The 15,132-nt window shown below is 68.8% G+C and carries 15 protein-coding genes; 11 read left to right on the top strand and 4 right to left on the bottom strand.

Annotated elements, in window-relative coordinates; all coding sequences use genetic code 11:
• Window positions 1-96: 96 nt before the first annotated feature.
• From AC5P8Z_RS14740 to AC5P8Z_RS14720, 5 genes are all read left to right on the top strand, one after another.
• A complete protein-coding gene (locus AC5P8Z_RS14740) occupies window positions 97-2,142 on the top strand; it encodes a TonB-dependent receptor (RefSeq protein ID WP_495229391.1) in 2,046 nt (681 codons plus the stop codon).
• Between the two features lie 168 nt (window positions 2,143-2,310).
• Window positions 2,311-3,372: a two-component system sensor histidine kinase NtrB gene (locus AC5P8Z_RS14735; RefSeq protein ID WP_286070544.1), complete on the top strand. Its 1,062-nt coding sequence runs from the start codon at window positions 2,311-2,313 to the stop codon at window positions 3,370-3,372.
• On the top strand, window positions 3,365-4,813 hold the full coding sequence (gene ntrC, locus AC5P8Z_RS14730) for a nitrogen regulation protein NR(I) (protein WP_286070545.1): 1,449 nt from the start codon (window positions 3,365-3,367) through the stop codon (window positions 4,811-4,813). The genes AC5P8Z_RS14735 and ntrC overlap by 8 nt, the downstream gene beginning before the upstream one ends.
• A 93-nt stretch (window positions 4,814-4,906) precedes the next feature.
• Complete coding sequence (locus AC5P8Z_RS14725; protein ID WP_286070546.1) at window positions 4,907-5,476, top strand: superoxide dismutase family protein; 570 nt, start codon at window positions 4,907-4,909, stop codon at window positions 5,474-5,476.
• A 31-nt stretch (window positions 5,477-5,507) separates the two neighbouring features.
• Window positions 5,508-6,116 (top strand): superoxide dismutase family protein, encoded by a 609-nt coding sequence (locus AC5P8Z_RS14720; RefSeq protein WP_286070547.1) that lies wholly within the window; start codon window positions 5,508-5,510, stop codon window positions 6,114-6,116.
• A 133-nt stretch (window positions 6,117-6,249) separates the two neighbouring features.
• Here AC5P8Z_RS14720 and AC5P8Z_RS14715 read toward each other — a convergent pair whose 3' ends face one another.
• Window positions 6,250-7,137: a hypothetical protein gene (locus AC5P8Z_RS14715; RefSeq protein WP_286070548.1), complete on the bottom strand. Its 888-nt coding sequence runs from the start codon at window positions 7,135-7,137 to the stop codon at window positions 6,250-6,252.
• A 93-nt stretch (window positions 7,138-7,230) separates the two neighbouring features.
• Between AC5P8Z_RS14715 and AC5P8Z_RS14710 the strand changes: the two genes are divergently transcribed.
• Window positions 7,231-8,526, top strand: a complete 1,296-nt coding sequence (locus tag AC5P8Z_RS14710) for an acetyl-CoA C-acetyltransferase (RefSeq protein ID WP_099551602.1) — start codon at window positions 7,231-7,233, stop codon at window positions 8,524-8,526.
• A gap of 142 nt (window positions 8,527-8,668) precedes the next feature.
• Here AC5P8Z_RS14710 and AC5P8Z_RS14705 read toward each other — a convergent pair whose 3' ends face one another.
• From AC5P8Z_RS14705 to AC5P8Z_RS14695, 3 genes are all read right to left on the bottom strand, one after another.
• Window positions 8,669-9,964 (bottom strand): heme biosynthesis HemY N-terminal domain-containing protein, encoded by a 1,296-nt coding sequence (locus AC5P8Z_RS14705; RefSeq protein WP_495229390.1) that lies wholly within the window; start codon window positions 9,962-9,964, stop codon window positions 8,669-8,671.
• 6 nt (window positions 9,965-9,970) lie between these two features.
• Window positions 9,971-10,948: a uroporphyrinogen-III C-methyltransferase gene (locus AC5P8Z_RS14700; protein WP_295565989.1), complete on the bottom strand. Its 978-nt coding sequence runs from the start codon at window positions 10,946-10,948 to the stop codon at window positions 9,971-9,973.
• A 103-nt stretch (window positions 10,949-11,051) separates the two neighbouring features.
• Entirely contained in the window at window positions 11,052-11,861 is an 810-nt protein-coding gene (locus tag AC5P8Z_RS14695) for a uroporphyrinogen-III synthase (protein ID WP_495229389.1), read from the bottom strand.
• Window positions 11,862-11,896: 35 nt separating this feature from the next.
• Here AC5P8Z_RS14695 and AC5P8Z_RS14690 point away from each other — a divergent pair, with 35 nt between their 5' ends.
• The 5 genes from AC5P8Z_RS14690 to AC5P8Z_RS14670 all read left to right on the top strand — a co-directional run bounded on the left by AC5P8Z_RS14690 (window position 11,897) and on the right by AC5P8Z_RS14670 (window position 14,981).
• Entirely contained in the window at window positions 11,897-12,364 is a 468-nt protein-coding gene (locus tag AC5P8Z_RS14690) for a YiiD C-terminal domain-containing protein (RefSeq protein WP_295565991.1), read from the top strand.
• A gap of 32 nt (window positions 12,365-12,396) precedes the next feature.
• Window positions 12,397-12,822 (top strand): hypothetical protein, encoded by a 426-nt coding sequence (locus tag AC5P8Z_RS14685; RefSeq protein ID WP_295565993.1) that lies wholly within the window; start codon window positions 12,397-12,399, stop codon window positions 12,820-12,822.
• Window positions 12,823-12,879: 57 nt separating this feature from the next.
• Entirely contained in the window at window positions 12,880-13,317 is a 438-nt protein-coding gene (locus AC5P8Z_RS14680; protein WP_004153552.1) for a rhodanese-like domain-containing protein, read from the top strand.
• A gap of 99 nt (window positions 13,318-13,416) precedes the next feature.
• Complete coding sequence (gene secB, locus AC5P8Z_RS14675; protein WP_004153553.1) at window positions 13,417-13,935, top strand: protein-export chaperone SecB; 519 nt, start codon at window positions 13,417-13,419, stop codon at window positions 13,933-13,935.
• 20 nt (window positions 13,936-13,955) lie between these two features.
• Window positions 13,956-14,981 carry an NAD(P)H-dependent glycerol-3-phosphate dehydrogenase gene (locus AC5P8Z_RS14670; protein WP_286070553.1) on the top strand — a complete coding sequence of 342 codons (1,026 nt, stop codon included), beginning with the start codon at window positions 13,956-13,958 and terminating at the stop codon, window positions 14,979-14,981.
• The last annotated feature ends 151 nt before the right edge of the window (window positions 14,982-15,132 follow it).

Raw genomic sequence — 15,132 nt, 5'->3', positions numbered from 1 at the left:
TGCTGTTTGCCAGGAGCAGTCGAGCATGGCTCGACTCTACATGGCAGACGCATGAAATGTTATATAATTACATTTCATCCGCACCCTTCCACCCCCATGAAGACCTCCACGCTGGTGGCCGCCCTCGCGGCCGCCCCGTTCGCTCCTGAAGCTTTCGCACAGTCCGCCGATGCCGCGCTCACCCTCGGCAAGGTGCAGGTGCACCAGCATGGCGAAGGCCAGCTCAGCGCACACCAGGTGCTGACCTCGGTGGACGTGCTGGGCGCGGACCAGATCGAAGACCGCAACGTCTCGCACAGCTGGGAACTGCTGGGGCAGATGCCCGGCATCCAGCTCACCGAAACCCGGCAGGGTGCGGAGTCGGGCAAGGTCAGCTTCCGCGCCTTCAACGGCGAGGGCTACCTCAACGCGATCAAGACCCTCATCGACGGCATCCCCAGCAACGTCAACAGCGGCAACCAGCGCTTCATCGACATGCTGTTCCCGCTGGAGATCAGCTACATCGAAGTGGTGCGCGGGACCAACGACCCGCGCTACGGCCTGCACAACATTGGCGGCAACGTGAACTTCGGTACGCGCCAGGGCGGCACCTACACCGATGCGCGGCTGGCCTACGGCAGCTACAACACCCGCGATGCGCAGCTTGCCGTGGGCCGTGAAGCGGATGGCTTCGCCCAGAACTACTTCGTCGGCACCCAGGCCAGTGATGGCTACCGCGACCATGACACCTCGAAGAAGTATTCGCTGGGCGGCAAATGGTTCCATGGCTCGCTGGACGACGGCCTGCGCGTGGGCCTGACCGCGCGCGCCTACCACCACGAAGCGGACGAACCCGGCTTCATGACGGCCGACGAACTGCGCACGCACCGCCGTGGCAGCGACCTGCGCAACGGCAACGATGGCGATGACCGCGACATGCGGCAGATCGCCGCGCACGTGGATTTGAAGCTCTCTGACGCGCTCACCTTCGGCACGCGGCTGTACTACAACCGCTATGAAGACGACCGCCGCGTGACCTTCAGCGATCTGCCCACCGGCAACCTGCCGCGCCAGCGCCGCGTGTGGGATGAGCGGCAGACCGGCCTGCTCAGCACGCTCACCTGGCAGGCCAGCCCCGCGCTGACCGTGGAAGGCGGCCTGAACTACGAACAGCAGGACAACGGCTACCTCCGCGAGCGCTACGCCTACGCCGAACCCACTGATTTCAGCCAGGCCCCGGCGCGCGTGCAGAACAACGACCGCCACAGCTTCGACAACTGGGGCGCCTACGTGCAGGCCATCTACCAGCCCGCCGAGGCGTGGAAGATCGTGCCGGCCTACCGTATCGACCGCTTCAGTGGCAGCACGCACCTGATGAGCGGCATCAGCGGCCGCTTGCAGGACTACGGCACGATCGGCCAGCCCAAGCTGAGCGTCATCCACAGCCTGGGCGAAACCACCCACGTCTACGCCAACTGGGGCCGCACCTTCCAGGTGCTCACCGGCTCCACCGCGCCGGCCTACCTCACCCCGGGACAGGCGCCGATGCAGCCGTCCACCAACACCGGCATGGAGCTGGGCCTGAAGTTCCAGCCGTTCGCCGGCAGCCAGGCGCGGCTGGCGGTGTGGCAGCAGGATGCGGAAAACGAGGTGTCCAACATGCCGGCCACCGGGACCACGGTCACCCTGGGCAAGACCCGCCGCCGCGGCGTGGATGCGCAGCTGAGCCTGCAACTGGGCGATGACTGGACGCTGTGGGCCTCGCACGCCTACCAGGAAGCGAAGATCACCCGCGACGAGCGCGATGCCAGCATTTCGCTGCAGGGCAGGGAAGTGGCGGCCACCCCGCGCCATATCAGCAACCTGGGCGTGGACTACCGCGCCAGCGACGCGCTGCGCCTCGGCCTGCAGGCGCGCGCGCAGGGCGACTACTACCTGGAAGAGCGCAACGTGGCGGGCAAGTTCGGCGGCTTCGCCGTGCTCGACCTCAGCGCCGCGTATCAGATCAACCCGCGCTGGAGCGTGGACCTGCAGCTGAAGAACGTTACCGGCCGCGAGTACGCCTACGTCTGGTACGACGGCTTCTTCTGGGACAGCGCCCGACCGATGTTCTCGCCGGCCCCGGGCCGCAGCGTGTTCGTCGGCCTGAACATGAAGCTGTAACCGGCCACGCATCCGGTAGTGGTTCAGCGTGCTCGACCTGCCGGGGTCAGAGCCCTTTCCTCGCAGAAAGAGATCCGACCCCGGACCCCGCAGCGCAAGGGGTCAGATCCCTTTCCGCGAGGAAAGGGCTCTAACCCCGAACCCGCGCTTTTGCACTACATTGGTGCAATGTCCGACCCCGCACCCCCGCCGTCCCTCGATGCCCTCGGCACGCCGCTGGCCTGGGCCGGGGCCGATGGCCGCATCATCGGCTGCAATCCCGCCTTTGCCCGCTGGCTGGGCGTCAGTGGCCGCCGCCTGCTGGGCCAGCCGCTCGCCGCGCTGGAAGTGCAGGGCGAGGCCCTGGCCCATTTCCTGGCCCGCGACGAGCGCGACAGCCTGCGCCTGAACCGGCTGGCGCTGGCCGTGCCGGGCGAGGCGCCGCGTTTCGCCGAGGGCTGGATGAGCCGCCGCGACGATGGCGGCTGGCTGCTGGAAGCACATCCGGTGGACGAATTCCCCGGCCTGGACCCGACCCAGGCCCTGCCCAGTGCGCTCAGTGCCGCGCTGAAGGGCCTGGCCCACGAGCTGCGCAATCCGCTGGCCGGCCTGAAGGGCGCGGCGCAGCTGCTGGCCCGCCGCGCCGCCCAGCGCGACGCCAGCGAACGTGAGCTGATCGAGCTGATCGGCTCGGAGATCGAACGCCTCAATGGCCTGCTCGACCAGCTGCTGTCGCCCGCCCCGGCCGCGCCGCATGCCGAACTGAACATCCATGCCGCGCTGGAGCGCGTGCTGCGCCTGGCCGAGAGCGAGGCCGGCTGGGCGGTGCGCTTGCAGCGCGACTATGACCCCAGCATTCCTGAATTCCATGGCGACGCCGATCGCCTCACCCAGGCCGTGTGGAATCTGGTGCGCAATGCGATCCAGGCCGGCGCCGGCAACATCACCCTGCGCACGCGGGTGGAGCATGGCGTGCGCATCACCGAGCAGCTGCACACCCTGGCCCTGCGCCTGGAAATCGCCGATGACGGCCGCGGCGTGCCCGAGGAGCTGGCCGAGCACCTGTTCCTGCCGCTGGTCAGTGGCCGCGCCGAAGGCACCGGATTGGGCCTGGCGCTGGCCCAGCAGGTGGCGCGCGAGCATCGCGGCACGCTCACCTACCGCTCGCGCCCCGGCCATACCGTGTTCACCCTGCTGCTGCCGATCGGCAACGGCGCCGCCCCGGCCGAGGAGGCCCTGCGCGATGTCTGAGTCTTCATCGTCCCCGCAGCGCATCTGGGTGGTCGACGACGACCGCGCCGTGCGCTTCGTGCTGTGCACCGCGCTGCGTGAGGCGGGCTACCAGGTCGTTGATTTCGACAGCGCCGCGCCTGCGTTGCAGGCCTTGAGCGAGGGCCCGCCGCCGGCGCTGCTGTTCACCGATGTACGCATGCCCGGCGACGACGGCCTGGTGCTGCTGGACAAGCTCAAGGCCGCGCTGCCGCAGCTGCCGGTGGTGGTGATGTCCGCCTACACCGATGTGGCCAGCACGGCGGGGGCATTCCGCGGTGGCGCGCATGAGTTCCTGTCCAAGCCGTTTGATCTGGACGATGCGGTGGCGCTGGCACAGCGCGTGCTGCCGGCTGTGGCACCGGCACTGGCCGCGCCCACGCCTGCCGCCGAAACGCACAGCGACCAGCCGCCGCAACTGGTGGGCGATACCCCGCCGATGCGCGCGCTGTTCCGCGCCATCGGTCGCCTGGCACAGGCGCCGTTGGCGGTGCTGATCACCGGCGAGACCGGCACCGGCAAGGAACTGGTGGCCAATGCGCTGCATCGTGAATCACCCCGCGCGCACGGTCCGTTCGTCGCGCTCAATACCGCGGCGATTCCCGCCGAACTGCTGGAGAGCGAGCTGTTCGGCCACGAGGCCGGTGCCTTCACCGGCGCGCAGCGCCGCCATATCGGCCGTTTCGAGCAGGCCGACGGCGGCACGCTGTTCCTGGATGAAATCGGCGACATGCCGCTTCCGCTGCAGACGCGCCTGTTGCGCGTGCTGGCGCAGGGCGAGTTCTTCCGCGTCGGTGGCCGCGAGCTGATCCGCGTCGACGTGCGCGTGGTGGCCGCCACCCACCAGGATCTGGAGGGACTGGTCGCGGAGGGGAAGTTCCGCGCCGATCTGCTGCACCGCCTGGACGTGGTGCGCCTGCAGCTGCCGCCACTGCGCGAGCGCCGCGAGGACATCGCGCAATTGGCCAGCACCTTCCTGGCTGCCGCCGCACGCAAGCTGGATACGCCGCCGAAGCGCCTGACCGCCGCGGCCCTGCAGGCGCTGCGCGAGCACGACTGGCCGGGCAATGTGCGCGAGCTGGAGAATGTGTGCTGGCGGATGGCCGCGCTGGCCGCCGCCGACACCATCGGCGTGGCCGACGTCGATACCGCGCTCAATCGCGCGCGTGGCCGCCGCAGCCCCGCGCACGGTGCCGATCCGGGGCAGTGGGAAGTGCTGCTGGCCGAGTGGGCACGGCGGCAGCTGGCCGAAGGCGTGGAAGGGCTGCATGCGCAGGTGCGCGAGCGGGTCGACCATGCGCTGCTGGAAGCCGCGCTGCAGATCACCCATGGGCGCCGCGCAGAAGCCGCTGCCCGCCTGGGCCTGGGCCGCAATACCCTTACCCGCAAGCTGGGCGCCGGACGTCGCCGCGGGGGCCATTGAACGGCCTCTGCACGCGATCCTCGCGCCCGCTTGCCGAACTGTTGATCGTTCATGGACGATGCCGTCCGTAGTGTCATCTGCAAGGAGTCTTAGATGCGTCTGTCCTTTGCCATCCTGCCGTTGTCCGCCGCCGTGCTGCTGTCTGCCTGTGGCAGCGCGCCCAAGAAGGCCGAGCCCACCCCGCCGCCGCCGACCGTGGTCAGCGCTGCGAAACAGGCCGAGGCCAATCTGTCGCCGTCGTCGGCCAGCATCGTCAGTGGCCGCCTGGCATTGATGGTGGAACCTGGTGGCCTGCACATCACCGGCCTGATCGGTGGCCTGCAGCCGATGCAGCAGGCCGGCTTCCACATCCACGAGCGCGGCGACTGCAGCGCGGTGGATGCCAGCAGTGCCGGCAACCACTTCAACCCCGGTGGCGCCGCGCATGGCCGCGCCGGCACCGGCAAGCACCACCTGGGCGACATGGACAATCTGCGTGCCGACGCCCAGGGCCGCGCCAACGTCGATATCCACCTCAAGGGCGTTACCCTTGGCGGAGGCGCCGCCACCGATATCGCCGGACGTGCACTGGTCGTGCATGCCAACGCCGACGACTATCGCAGCCAGCCCGCCGGCAATGCCGGCGTCCGCATCGCCTGTGGCGTGATCCGGGTTGTCCGCTGATCACTGCAGGCATCATCCAGGGAGAGATTCCATGCGTTTGATCCACACTTCGCTGTTCGCTGCCATCACCGCGCTGGGCCTGGCGGCCTGCGGCCAGCAGCCCGCCGCACCGCAGGCGGAAACCGCACCGGCGGCGCCGGCGGCCACCACTGAACCGGCTGCCGCACCGGCACCGGCCGCCGATGCTTCGGCCACCGCCGAGCTGGCTCCGACCCAGGGCAACGAAGCCAAGGGCAGCGTCACCTTCAAGGTGGTCGACGGCAAGGTTCACGTGACCGGCCAGATCAGCGGCCTGAAGCCGGGCAGCGAGCACGGCTTCCACATCCACGAGAAGGGCGACTGCAGCGCGCCGGATGGCATGAGCGCCGGCGGCCACTTCAACCCGGGCCACCAGGATCACGGCAACGTGGCCACCGATCCGCACCACGGCGGCGACATGCCCAACATCAAGGCCGACGACAAGGGCGTGGCCACCATCGACGGTCCCGTCTCCAGCAACGTCAACATCGGCAAGGGCGATGACTTCGACATCATCGGCCGCGGCCTGATCGTCCACGCCGACGCGGACGACTACAAGACCCAGCCGACCGGCAACGCCGGCGCGCGCCTGGCCTGTGCGGTGATCAAGAAGGCCCCGTAAGGCGCACGTGCCGCCTGTAGAGCCGAGCCCACGCTCGGCGGCTCTGCAGGCGGCCTGAGCCGAGCATGGGCTCGGCTCTACAACAAAGCGTACAGGTAGCGCCGGGCCATGCCCGGCGGAATACGTCCGTCGATCAGCGCGCCAGCAGCTCGCGCGCGTCCTGCCCGGCCTCGCAGTGCACGAACAGCACCGGCACGCCGTGCGCTTCCAGCACCGCCGCCATCTGCCGCTGGCGCATCAGGAACTGCTCGTAGATGCCCTTCAGGCGATCGCAGTCGTTGTTGCTGTGGTTGTAGTGCGCGCACCAGCCGGCCGGGTCGAACAGCGCCATGCGTGCCTCGCCGTGGGTGTAACGCAGCAGCGGCTCGGGTGCGGCGTTGAGCCATTCGTCCTCACCCGGCGCCATGATCGCCGTCTCGATCAGCGGCCACAGCGCGGCCAGGCCCTGGTTGTCGTACTGCATCGACATCATCGCGGCCAGATCGTTCACGGTGAAGTAGCGCGCGTGCTCGATGCGGGCACCGAAGGTGTTCTGTGCCATCAATGCGGTGTCGGCATGCGCCATGCCGTTGGCCAGCAGGGTTTCTTCCAGCGCGTTGGCCACAGCGTTGGTGGTGGCCACGTCGCTGCCGGTCAGCAGGAACGGCACTACGCGCAGGCCACCGCCCACCAGGCTGGCATCGGCCTGGAACGGCAGCGGCACGTCACCCTGGGCGTCGGTGCCGAAGGCGAGCAGGCGCGGACCCTGGTTGCGGCCCGGTGCCCGCATCTGCAGTTCTTCCAGGCGGCGATGGATCGGCCAGCCCGGGCGCAGCACTTCGGCCGGGTCGAAATGGGCGGCGGCGAACACCAGGTCCAGCTCGGCCACCTGCGGCACCAGCTTGGACAGGTCGCGGCCGACGCGATCGGCCAGTTCACCGGCCTGTTCGGCGCTGAGTACCGCCTGGCGGGGGATTTCGCCGCCGGCCAGTTCCAGGGCCAGCACGCCAAGGGCATTCATCGCGGGGTCGGGTTTGCTCATGGTTCCACGGTTGGCCCATCACAGGGCGGCAGCTACACTTGGCTCCATTATGCCTGCTCCGTCGTGCAGGCCATGTTGCAGACACCCTCATCCATGCCAGGTATCTCCATGCCCAATGCTCGTCCCGTCGCCATCCTCGGTGGCGTCCGCATTCCGTTCTGCCGCCAGAACACCGCGTATTCGGATGTCGGCAACCTCGGCATGTCGGTCCGTACGCTGGGCGCACTGGTCGAACGGTTCGGCCTGCATGGCCAGCAGCTGGGTGAAGTGGCGATGGGTGCGGTGATCAAGCACTCCAGCGACTGGAACCTCGGCCGCGAGGCCACGCTGTCTTCCGGCCTGTCGCCGCTGACCCCGGGCATCACCCTGCAGCGCGCCTGCGGCACCTCGCTGGACAGCATCATCACTGTCGCCAACAAGATCGCGCTGGGCCAGATCGAATCCGGCATCGGCGGCGGTTCGGACACCACCTCCGACGTGCCGATCGTCTACGGCAAGAAGCTGCGCGCGCGCCTGCTGGCGGCCAACCGCGCCAAGAGCACCGGCGACAAGATCCGCGCGTTGACCGCCGGCTTCAAGTTCTCTGAACTGAAGCCCGAGTTCCCCGGCGTGGCCGAGCCGCGCACCGGCAAGAGCATGGGCGACCACTGCGAGGACATGGCCAAGGAATGGAACATCTCGCGCGACTCGCAGGACGAGTGGGCGGTGTCCTCGCACAAGAAGCTGGCCGCCGCTTATGAGCGCGGCTTCTTCAACGACCTGATCGCACCGTTCCGTGGTGTCGAGCGCGACAACATCCTGCGCCCGGATACCTCGCTGGAAAAGCTCGCCACGCTGAAGCCGGCCTTCGACAAGGTCTCCGGCCGCGGCACGCTCACCGCCGCCAACTCCACCCCGCTCACCGACGGCGCCGCTGCGGTCCTGCTGGCCAGCGAAGAGTGGGCGCGTGCACACGGTCACGAGCCGCAGGCCTACCTGCGTGATGCGCACGTCTCTGCGGTGGACTTCGTGCATGGCGAAGGCCTGCTGATGGCGCCGACCGTGGCCGTACCGGAAATGCTCAAGCGCAATGGCCTGACCCTGCAGGACTTCGACATCTACGAGATCCACGAAGCCTTCGCTGCGCAGGTGCTGTGCACCCTGCGCGCGTGGGAGAGCGAGGACTACTGCCGCAACCGCCTGGGCCTGGACGCACCGCTGGGCCGCATCGATCCGGACAAGATCAACCTGCTGGGTTCGTCGCTGGCCACGGGCCACCCGTTCGCCGCCACCGGCGCCCGCGTGATCGCCACGGCGGCCAAGCAGCTTGCCGAGCGTGGCGGTGGCCGCGCGCTGGTGTCGATCTGCACCGCTGGCGGCATGGGTGTAGTGGCGATCGTCGAACGCTGATCGCATCCATCGAACAATAGAAAAACGCCGCCCATCGGGCGGCGTTTTTTTTTGTTCGGATTGTTGCTCCGGTGGGTGCCAAGCATGCTTGGCGCGTTGCCAGATTCACCGGTGGATGCCGGCCAGCGGCCGGCATTACCCATCAGGAAAAGCGCGGGTTGCCGAACTCATCGCGCTCTTCGTTGGCGTCATACACCGGCGGCTGCACCGCGATCGGCTGCTCTTCCACCGTGGTCCGCGACGGCGCTTCAATGCCGCGCACCAGATCCAGGCTGTCCTCGCCGCGCTGCAGGCGCAGTGCATTGGCCAGGCACTGCGCGGCCAGTGCGTGATCGCCACGCTGTGCGAACAGTTCACCCAGCGCTTCCCACGCCGGTGCACCGGCGCCCGCGGCGATGGCTTCGTGCAGGAACGCATCGGCGGCATCCCACTGCTGCTGGGCCAGCGCCACGCGGCCCTGTGCCAGGCGCAGCGCGGCCGAGCCGTCATGCACGTTGCGCCAGCGCGCCAGGTTGCTCTGGCGCGTGGCCAGGCGCTCGGCCGGCAGGCGGCCATACAGCGCAACCAGTTCGTCGTCCCAGCGATGGTCCAGGGCCTGTTCCAGCGCCAGCAGCGCGGGCTCGTCCCAGTTCAGTGCCACCGCGCGGGTGGCATACGCGCCAACCACGTCCGGGGTGGGGCGCAGCGCCTTCGGCGTGGCTTCCCACTGCGCGGCCAGCGCGTTGACGTCGGCTGCTTCCAGCAGCGCCTGTGCGGCCAGACGGGCTTCCAGTTCGCTGTTCGCATCGGCCGGCAACACCTTGCTCTGCCGCAGTGCGCCCAGTTGGCCGTACGCCTCGTGGGCGCGGCCGGCCTGTGCCAGTGCTTCGGTGCGCAGCCACAGGCCGCGCGGCGGCAGCGGCTGGATCGCCGCCACGTCCAGCACATTGATCGCATCCACCGGCAGATCGCGGGCGATCAGTTGTTCGGCGCGCAGCAGCGCCTGCAGCGTGGCATCGCTTTCGCCAAGGCGCTGCAACAGCGCCTCGCCAGCGGGGCCATCGGCACGCGCCTGCGCGCTGCGCACGGCATTGGCCAGCGCCACGCCACTCACTTCCGGGTCCTTGGCCGCGCCATCAAGCAGCTTCTCGGCACGCTGCCACTGGCCGTGCTCATAGGCCTGCAGGCCGTCGATCAGGCGCACCCGGCCCTGTTTGCGGCGGTAGCGGCCCCAGGCCCGGAACGGTGCGGCGATCAGGCTCCACAGCAGCCACAGCACCAGCACCGCGATCACCGACAGCAGGGCCACCTTCGGCAGATTGCTGTGATAGTCGTAGCCACCGTAGCGCAGGGTCACTTCGCCGAAGCGGTTGAGGTCATCGGCGCCGAGCCATTGCGCGGCGACCACGCCGATGGCCACGGCCAGCAACAGCACGACCAGGGATTGCAGGGGTTTCATGCGGGATTACCTCCGGTCGGTCTGGGTGCGCAGTTGCTGCAGGGTGCTGCCAAGAACGGTACTGCTGGCCTGCAGCGGAAGCTCGCGCAAGGCCTTCAGTTCAGCACGCTGCGCGCGCAGGGCCGGTGAATCCGGCCAGCGCCGCTGTGCCCAATGCTCCACGCGTGCCAGCGCAGTATCGCGACCGGCGCGGTCGCCGCGCTCGATCGCGGCGCGCGCCAGGGTCAGTTCCAGCTGCAGTGCATCGTCGGCGTTACGGCGTTCGGCTGCGGTCAGTGGGCCGTTCTGGCGGCTCGGGGTGATGTCCACGAACGGGGCCAGCGTCGATTGCCACCACGGTTTTGCCGTGTGCATCGCCGCGTCGCCAGTCACCTGCGAGGGCAGGCCCTGCAATGCTTTGGCCACTGCATCCAGTCGCTGCAGCGCCTGCACGCGCGGTCCAGCGCCGAGCGCATCAAGCGCATCGCGCTCCTGCACCAGCGCCTGGCGCAGGTTCAGGCCCTCGCTGTCCGGCAGGTCGGCCAGTGCGGTGGCGGCCTGTGCATACAGGCGGCGTGCGCCGTCCACGTCGTCGGCGTAGTTCAACCGCTGTGCGGCCTGGGTCAGCAGCAGTTCGGCCTCATCGCGCTGTACCGCCTGGCGGCCCTGGTTGGCGCTGTCGGCCAGCTTGGCCAGGTTCTCTTCCAACAGCGCACTGCGCTGCGAAAGGCCCAGCATCTCGTCGCGCAGCACGCGGTTGGTGGCCGCCGCATCCTGCAGGCGCTGGCTGGTCGCGCGCTGGTCGCGGCGCAGCGCATCCAGCGTGGCTTCCAGGCCCTGCAACTGCACGGCGGTGGTCTGGGCCTGCGCGTGCTGCTCTTCCTGCTGCTGCTGCCAAACGTACCAGCCGGCATAGCCGCCCGCGCCAAGCACGACCACGCCGGCCAGCGGCAGCAGCCAGCGCACGTGTCGATGGGGTGGAGCAGCGGGCGCAGTGTCGTTCATCGGGCTTCCTTGTCGGCTGTGTTGCCAGTCGGTTCCGGCAGGCCGCGTTGTGCACAGCATTACTGTTGCCGACGGCAGCGGCAAGCGTGACGCCCGTCCCTGTTCAGGTCGCTGCCGGGCCGGTGAGCGTGGCGTGTGCAGCGGCGACCAACTGCTCAGTGGTCGGCCCGGCGCTGCGCGCCACATGGTGCAGGCCCAGACCGCATGCCTGCTCACCCAGCCGATCGCTGGCGACCACAACGCTGGCGTGGGCCTGCAGGCGGTGCTGCAGCGCAGGCGGAAGCTGCTGCCAGAAATGCTGGAGCGCTTCACCACTGCTGACCGCCAGCACCCAGGGGTACGCTGAACGCGCCAGCCGGGCCAATACGCGCGGTTGCAGGCCCAGCAGACTGCGCTGATAGACGTCGGCGCGTTCAAGGGTGGCACCGGCCGCCTGCAGCTGCGTGGCAATCAGGCCACGCCCACCGGGCGCGGTCACCAGGCCGATGCGCAGCCCCTGCACGTCGGCCACTACCGGCAGGGCAAGCAGGCCTTCGCTGTCCATCCGCTGCGGTGCATGCACCTCGGCAACGCCCTGTGCCCGCAGTGCGCGCGCGGTGCCTTCGCCCACCGTCAGCCAGGGGCTGCGCTGCGCGGCGGCCAGCGGCATCAGTGCGGCGGCTGCGGCCACGGCGGCTGGGCTGGTGAACACCACGCGGTCGCAGTTCAGCGCGCGTTGCAGCTGGCGTACCACAGGCATGCCCTGCAGGCGCTGCAAGCGCCAGGGGGGCAGGGCCACCACATGCCCGCCCAGCCCAGCAACGGCGCGGCGCAATGCCGCATTCTGGCCTTGCGGGCGCAGCGAAATGAAGGTCCAGCCCGCTTTGGAACCCGCGGCGCCAGTGGGTATCGTATGGTCGGCCATTGCCTGCATTATGCGGGCCCTTCGTTGTCGTGGTCGCTGCTCCGATGTCCGTTGATGCCCTGACTTCCTCGCTGGCCGCCCTGCAGGACGTGCTGGACTGCATGCCCGCGGTCCGCGCCATGCAGATCCAGCTCGATGGCTATGCCGACGGCGTGCTGCGCATCACCGCGCCACTGGCCGCCAACGTCAACGACAAGGGCAACGCCTTCGGTGGCAGCCTGGCGTCGGTGCTGACCCTGTCCGGCTGGGCCCTGGTCAGCCTGCGCCTGCGCCTGGCCGGCCACGATGCCGAGGTCTATGTGGCCGACAGCAACCTGCGCTACCTGGCGCCGGTCTACGAAGACCTGCACGCCCATGCCGAAGCGGCCGACGCCAGCGGCTGGGACGCCTTCCTGAATACCTTCCGCCAGCGCCGCAAGGCCCGCATCAGCATCATCGCCACCCAGCCAGGTGCCGATGGCAAGCCGGCCGCCGAGTTCAGCGGTCGCTTTGTTGCCTTCGCCAAAGGGTAGGATGGCAGGCTGACGTTCTGGGGAAACCACCGATGCGCCGCCTCATCCAGCTCCTGATCTGCACCCTGCTGCTGGCCAGCGCCGCAGCTTCGGCCGACGACCTCAGCCGCAAGCAGCGCAAGCTGCTGGAAGAGACCCAGATCGCTTACGGGGCGACCATCCGCTGGGGCAGCATGGACGATGCCATCGGCTATCTGGACCCCAAGCAGCGCAAGGAAAAGCCGCCCACCGAGTTCGAGCTCAACCGCTACGCACAGCTGCGCGTGTCGTCCTACCGCGAGCGCAGCAGCGCCGCGCTGGAAGGCGGTCTGGTCGAGCGCCGGGTCGAAATCGGGGTGATCAACCAGAACACCCAGGCCGAACGCACCGTGATGGTGGTCGAGCGCTGGCGCTGGGATCCGGAGGCCAAGCGCTGGTGGCAGACCGCCGGCCTGCCGGACCTGTGGAAGGGGCAGTGACGGGCCGCGTCCGGCTTGTGCGACAATCGGCGCCCGCTTAATCGACCCGTGACCTGAGTGAATTACGAAGAGTTGCTGGCCTTTGCAGGCCGAAACCCGATGCTGTCCGCGGCCCTGGTCGGCCTGACCGTGGCCATCATCGTCACCGAGATCCGCCGCCTGTTCCGGGGCTTCAAGGGCATCAAGCCCGCCGAGCTGACCCAGCTGATGAATGCGGGCGGCACGGTGGTGGTCGACCTGTCGGCCAGCGGTGACTTCGAGAAGGGCCACATTGCCGGCAGCCGCAACGCCCAGGCCAGTGCCTTCGGCCCGGACAACAAGCTGGTGGCCAACGCCAAGCAGTCGCCGGTGGTGCTGGTGTGCCGCAGCGGCAATGCGTCGGAAACCGCCGCCAAGGCGCTGAAGAAGGCCGGCTTCGAGAAGGTCTACGTGCTCGATGGCGGCATTCCCGCCTGGCAGCAGGCCGAGCTGCCGCTGGTCAAGGGCCGCAACTGATTGCCGCAGGTGGCGGATCCGGCCTTGTATGGGCCTGATGCCGCCCCCATCGCAGTAATTCGACCATCGTTTTCATTGCATTCATTGGAGTTACTGGAAATGTCCGAAGAGATCACCAACGGCGCCGCTGCGCCGGTCGATGCCGCTACCGGCCCCGCTTTCACCGTCGAGAAGATCTACGTCAAGGACGTCTCCTTCGAGTCGCCGAACGCGCCGACCATCTTCAATGACCAGGTGCAGCCGGAGCTGCAGCTGAACCTGAACCAGCAGGTGCAGCGCCTGGGTGAGAACGCCTTCGAAGTCGTGCTGGCCGTGACCCTGACCTGCCAGGCCGGTGAGCGCACCGCCTACGTGGCCGAAGTGAAGCAGGCCGGCGTGTTCGGCCTGGTCGGCCTGGACCCGCAGTCGATCGACGTGCTGCTGGGTACCCAGTGCCCGAACATCCTGTTCCCGTACGTGCGCCAGCTGGTCAGCGACCTGATCCAGGCCGGTGGCTTCCCGCCGTTCTTCCTGCAGCCGATCAACTTCGAAGGCCTGTACGCAGAAACCCTGCGCCAGCGCCAGGAGCAGGGCGACGCACCGTCGCTGGCTGACTCCGAGCCGGCTGGCAACGCCTGATTCCTGCTGCGACGTCACGGATGAGCACTACCGCTGACAAGATCGCCGTGCTGGGTGCCGGTTCCTGGGGAACCGCGCTGGCCAGCCTGCTCGCACGGCACGGTCATCCGACCGTGCTGTGGGGGCGCGACGCTGCCGTGGTCGAAGCCATCGACCAGCGCCACGAGAACCCGCGTTACCTGCCGGGCATCCCGCTGCCGGACAGCCTGCGTGCCACCACCGACCTGGCGTCAACGGTGGAGGGCGCGGCCTGGATCCTGGTGGTGACCCCGTCGCACGCCTTCGGTGAAACCGTGCGTGCGCTGGCGCCGCTGCGCCCGGCCGGTGCCGGCGTGGCCTGGGCCACCAAGGGCTTCGAACCGGGTTCGGGCCGCTTCCTGCATGAAGTGGCGCGCGAAGTGCTGGGCGAGGACGTGCCGCTGGCCGTCGTCACCGGGCCGTCGTTCGCCAAGGAAGTGACCCAGGGCCTGCCGACCGCAATCACCGTGCACGGCGACGTGCCCGAGTTCGCGCAGACGGTGGCCGAGGCCATGCACGGCCCGGCGTTCCGTGCCTACACCGGCGACGACATGGTCGGTGCCGAGCTGGGCGGTGCGATGAAGAACGTACTGGCCGTGGCCACCGGCGTGGCCGATGGCATGCAGCTGGGCCTCAACGCCCGTGCCGGCCTGATCACCCGTGGCCTCAACGAGATGCTGCGCCTGGCCGCTGCGATCGGCGCCAAGCCGGAAACGCTGATGGGCCTGGCCGGGCTGGGCGACCTGGTGCTGACCTGCACCGGCGACCTGTCGCGCAACCGCCGCCTGGGCCTGGCCCTGGGCCGTGGCCAGACGCTGCAGGATGCCGTTCGCGAAATCGGCCAGGTGGTCGAGTCGGTGCAGACCGCCGACGAAGTGATGCGACAGGCACGCCGCCATGGCATCGACCTGCCGATCTCCGACCGCGTGCGTGCTGTGCTGCACGGCGAGCAGACGCCGGAAGAAGGCCTGCGCGCATTGCTGGCGCGGGAACAGAAACCGGAATATCCGGACACGCTGTTCAAGTGAATCGAAAAGCCCCGGCCACGCGCCGGGGTTTTTCATCAGGGAGCACCCCATGCGGGTGCCGGACCGGAGACAGGCTTTGGTGGGTGCCAAGCTTGCTTGGCACTCGCGCGCAGCACATCCACGCATGGCGTGGATCTACTGCAACGCCCGA

This window comes from Stenotrophomonas sp. YJH_SMC_17 (genome assembly GCF_059371655.1).
This window is presented reverse-complemented; position numbering and strand designations above follow the sequence as displayed.